The sequence below is a fragment of the Cellulosimicrobium sp. BMG9.23 genome, from assembly GCF_059159985.1.
In genome coordinates, this window is sequence record NZ_JBZGBZ010000020.1 from 1 (window position 1) to 4048 (window position 4048).

The 4048-nt window shown below is 69.5% G+C and carries 4 protein-coding genes; all 4 read right to left on the bottom strand.

Features of this window, described 5'->3' with window-relative positions; translation table 11 throughout:
• Nucleotides 1-459, bottom strand: a 459-nt coding sequence (locus tag AC4H2G_RS21510; protein WP_494367783.1) for a ClpX C4-type zinc finger protein, incomplete at its 3' end; no start/stop codon positions are given.
• 240 nt (nt 460-699) lie between these two features.
• The gene (locus tag AC4H2G_RS21515; protein WP_494367784.1) at nt 700-1416 is read right to left on the bottom strand and encodes an ATP-dependent Clp protease proteolytic subunit; all 717 of its coding nucleotides are present in this window, start codon (nt 1414-1416) and stop codon (nt 700-702) included.
• A gap of 37 nt (nt 1417-1453) precedes the next feature.
• The gene (locus AC4H2G_RS21520; protein ID WP_251153923.1) at nt 1454-2101 is read right to left on the bottom strand and encodes an ATP-dependent Clp protease proteolytic subunit; all 648 of its coding nucleotides are present in this window, start codon (nt 2099-2101) and stop codon (nt 1454-1456) included.
• Nucleotides 2102-2325: 224 nt separating this feature from the next.
• Nucleotides 2326-3783: a trigger factor gene (gene tig, locus AC4H2G_RS21525; protein WP_494367785.1), complete on the bottom strand. Its 1458-nt coding sequence runs from the start codon at nt 3781-3783 to the stop codon at nt 2326-2328.
• Between the last annotated feature and the right edge of the window lie 265 nt (nt 3784-4048).

A 4048-nucleotide genomic window follows, 5' to 3' on the forward strand; every position in this document is an offset into this window, starting at 1 on the left:
GGTGAGCGCGGTGGCGTCCGCGATCGCGAACGGCACGTTCAACATCCGCGCCAACGTCTGCGCCAGATACGTCTTACCCGTCCCCGTCGGACCGATCAACAGGATGTTCGACTTCGCCAGCTCCACGTGGTCCGGGTCGTCGGACGACGTCTTCGTCGTCTCACCCGCCTGGACCCTCTTGTAGTGGTTGTAGACGGCGACGGCCAAGGCCCGCTTCGCGGGGTCCTGGCCGATGACGTACTGGCCGAGGAAGTCGAAGATCTCGCGCGGCTTGGGAAGGTCGACGAGCCCGAGCTCGGTGGCCTCGGCGAGCTCCTCCTCGATGATCTCGTTGCACAGGTCGATGCACTCGTCGCAGATGTACACACCGGGGCCCGCGATGAGCTTCTTGACCTGCTTCTGCGACTTCCCGCAGAACGAGCACTTCAGCAGGTCGGCGCCGTCCGAGATACGAGCCACTACGCGTCTCCTTGTCCGGGTGGCCACGTCGGTCCGTCGTCACGCGACGCCCCGGGCCGTGCCACGTCCGAGCGGGTCCTTCTCCCCATTCCACACCACGCGCCCCCCGTTGTCAGGTGGGCTCCCCGTGCGCAGGTCACATCTCTGCAACGCCTGGCACGGAATGCACCGCGCCGCCGCTCCCGGAGGAGTCGGCGGCGCGATGGAGGTCGTCCCGGCTCGGGCGTGCGGTGCGGCGCGTCAGGGCTTGTTGACCGCGACCGGCTTGCGGCTCTCGAGCACCTGGTCGACGAGACCGTAGTCCTTCGCCTGGGCGGCGGTGAGGATCTTGTCGCGCTCGATGTCCTGGCGGACCTGCTCGACGGGGTTGCCCGAGTGCAGCGCGAGGGTGTCCTCGAGCCACTCGCGCATGCGGATCAGCTCGTTCGCGTGGATCTCGATGTCCGACGCCTGGGCGTAGCCACCGCCCTCCATCGCGGGCTGGTGGATCAGCACGCGCGCGTTGGGAAGCGCGAGGCGCTTGCCGGGCTGACCCGCGGCGAGCAGCACCGCGGCGGCGGACGCCGCCTGACCCAGGCAGACCGTCTGGATCTGCGGCTTGATGTACTGCATCGTGTCGTAGAGCGCGGTCATCGCGGTGAACGACCCGCCCGGCGAGTTGATGTACAGGATGACGTCGCGGTCCGGGTCCTGGCTCTCGAGCACGAGGAGCTGGGCCATGACGTCGTCGGCGGACGCGTCGTCGACCTGGACTCCCAGGAAGATGATGCGGTCCTCGAACAGCTTGGTATAGGGGTCCTGGCGCTTGAAGCCGTAGGCGGTGCGCTCCTCGAACTGCGGGAGCACGTAGCGGGCCGACGGCGCGCCGCCGGGCAGCGCGACGCCGCCCGGACGGGCGCCCGCGCCGGCGAGGCGCTGCGCGGTGGACAGGTACTGGGACTCGGCGCTGAAGCTCACGGGTTCTCCTCGGGTGAAGTCTGGGTCCGGTTGCGGGTCAGGAGGCCGTGGTGCCGCCGCCGCCGGTCACCGACGAGGCGTTCGTGACGACGTGGTCGACGAAGCCGTACTCCTTCGCCTCCTCGGCGGTGAACCAGTTGTCCCGGTCGTTGTCCTTGATGATCTGCTCGAGCGACTGGCCCGTCTGCTCGGCCGTCAGCTCCGAGAGCACCCGCTTCATGTGCATGATCAGCTGGGCGTTGATCCGCACGTCGGTGGCCGTGCCGCCGATGCCACCGGACGGCTGGTGCATCATCACGCGGGCGTGGGGCGTCGCGTACCGCTTGCCCTTGGTGCCCGACGAGAGCAGGAACTGGCCCATAGAGGCCGCCATGCCCATCGCGATCGTCGCGACGTCGGGCTGGATGTACTGCATCGTGTCGTAGATCGCCATGCCGGCCGTGATCGAGCCGCCCGGCGAGTTGATGTAGAGCCAGATGTCCTTCTCCGGGTCCTCCGCGGCGAGGAGCATCATCTGCGCGCAGATCGCGTTCGCGTTCTCGTCGCGCACCTCGGAGCCGAGCCAGATGATCCGCTCCTTGAGGAGCCGGTTGTAGATGGAGTCGTTGAGGCCGAGACCGGCGCCCTCCGCTCGGGCCAGGGGACCTGCGGCGTCCGTCCGCAGCAGCTGATCGTTCACGTCCATCTCCTTCGTCGCTCCTCGTCTCCAGGGCCGGGGCCCCGGTCACGACGTCCACCGGCTTGCGGTGCGGTCCGGGACGTCGCCGTTGCAGTGACCCTAACGTGCACGGCATCCGCCGTTCGTCCCGACCAGGCCCCTTTTCGCCGACAGCGCATACGGGCCCGCACGACGACGGCCCCCGCGCCCCGGGACGGGGTACGGGGGCCGTGCCGACGGCGTCCGGCGGGTCAGGCCTCGGTGGTCTCCGCGGCCTTCTTCGACTTCTTGGCGGTCTTCTTCGCCGCCTTCTCCTCGGCCTCCTCGGCCTCGACCTCGGCGACGGCCTCCTCGGCCAGCTCCTCGGTGACGACCTCGGCGGCAGCGACCTCGGCGGCCTCCTCGACGATCTCGGCGACCTCGCCGGCCGCGTCGTCCTCGTCCGAGCCGATGAACTCGGACAGGTCGACGACGTTGCCCGCCGAGTCCTTGACCTCGATCTGGCGCAGCGCGACGGCGAGCGACTTGGAGCGCGCGACCTCGCCGACCATCGCCGGGATCTGACCGCCCTGGTCGAGCGACTGGATGAACTCGTTCGGGTCCATCCCGTACTGGCGCGAGGCCTGCACGAGGTACTCGAGCAGCTCGTTCTGGGCGACCTTGATCTCGAGCTTCTCCGCGAGCGTGTCCAGCAGGATCTGGTTCTTGATCGCGGTCGTCGCCTCCTCGGTGACCTCCGCGCGGTGCGTGTCGTCCTCGAGGCGGCCCTCGGACTCGAGGTGGCGGTGCACCTCGGCCTCGACGACGCCGGACGGCACGGGGATCTCGACGGCGTCGGTGAGCGCCTTGAGCAGCTCGTCGCGCGCCGCGACGGCCTGGTTCGACGTCTTGATGCTCGCGACCTGCTCGCGCAGGTCGGCCTCGAGCTCGGCGAGCGTGTCGAACTCCGACGCGAGCTGCGCGAAGTCGTCGTCGGCCTCGGGCAGGTCGCGCTGCTTGACGGTCGTCGCGGTGACGGTCACCTCGGCGTCCTTGCCCTCGTGCTCACCACCGGCGAGCGGCGCGGAGAACGTCGTGGTCTCGTCGGCCGACAGACCGGTGAGCGCCTCGTCGAGGCCCTCGAGCATGTTGCCCGAGCCGATCTGGTAGCTGATGCCGGAGACCGAGTCGACCTCCTCGTCGTCGATGACGGCCTTGAGGTCGAGGACGACGAAGTCACCCTCGGCGGCCGGGCGGTCGACGCCGACGAGCGTGCCGAAGCGCTCACGGAGCGCGTCGAGGCGCTCCGTGACGTCCTCGTCGGAGACCTCAGCGGCGTCGATCGTCACGGCGAGCGACGACAGCTCCGGCAGGTCGAGCTCGGGGCGGACCTCGACCTCGGCGGAGAACTTCAGCGGGCCCTCGGCGTCGACCGGCACCTCGGTCACGTCGACCTCGGGCTGACCGAGCGGGCGGATGCCGGACTCGCTGACGGCCTGGCGGTAGAACCCGGACAGACCGTCGTTCACGGCGTGCTCGAGGACCGCGGCGCGACCGACGCGCTGGTCGATGATGCGGGGCGGCACCTTGCCCTTGCGGAAGCCGGGGATGTTCACCTGCTCCGCGATGTGCTGGTAGGCGTGGTCGATGCTCGGCTTGAGCTCGTCGTACTCCACCTCGACGGTCAGCTTGACCTTGGTGGGGTCCAGGGTCTCGACGGCGCTCTTCACTTCGATGATCTCCAACTGATCGGGGCGGGCCGGCGTGCGGCTACGGAACGAGCTGCGCGCCCGCAGTTCCTCGGACGAGGGACCCCGCGAGTCCATTGAGGACCCGCGTGCGAAACCTGCGGGCGTACGGGCAACCCATCAAGGGTACGCCACGTGGCCGAGCGCCCGTGCAGACGACCGGACGGGCCGTGGCCGCACGACGCCGGCCACGCGGGCTCAGGGCCCGGCGGGCCGTCGTCGGCCAGGTCACGATGTGTCGGGGTGA

Excerpts from the sequence above, each read along its gene's own strand:
- AC4H2G_RS21520 (WP_251153923.1), bottom strand. The coding sequence starts at position 2,101 with ATGGACGTGAACGATCAGCTGCTGCGGACGGACGCCGCAGGTCCCCTG.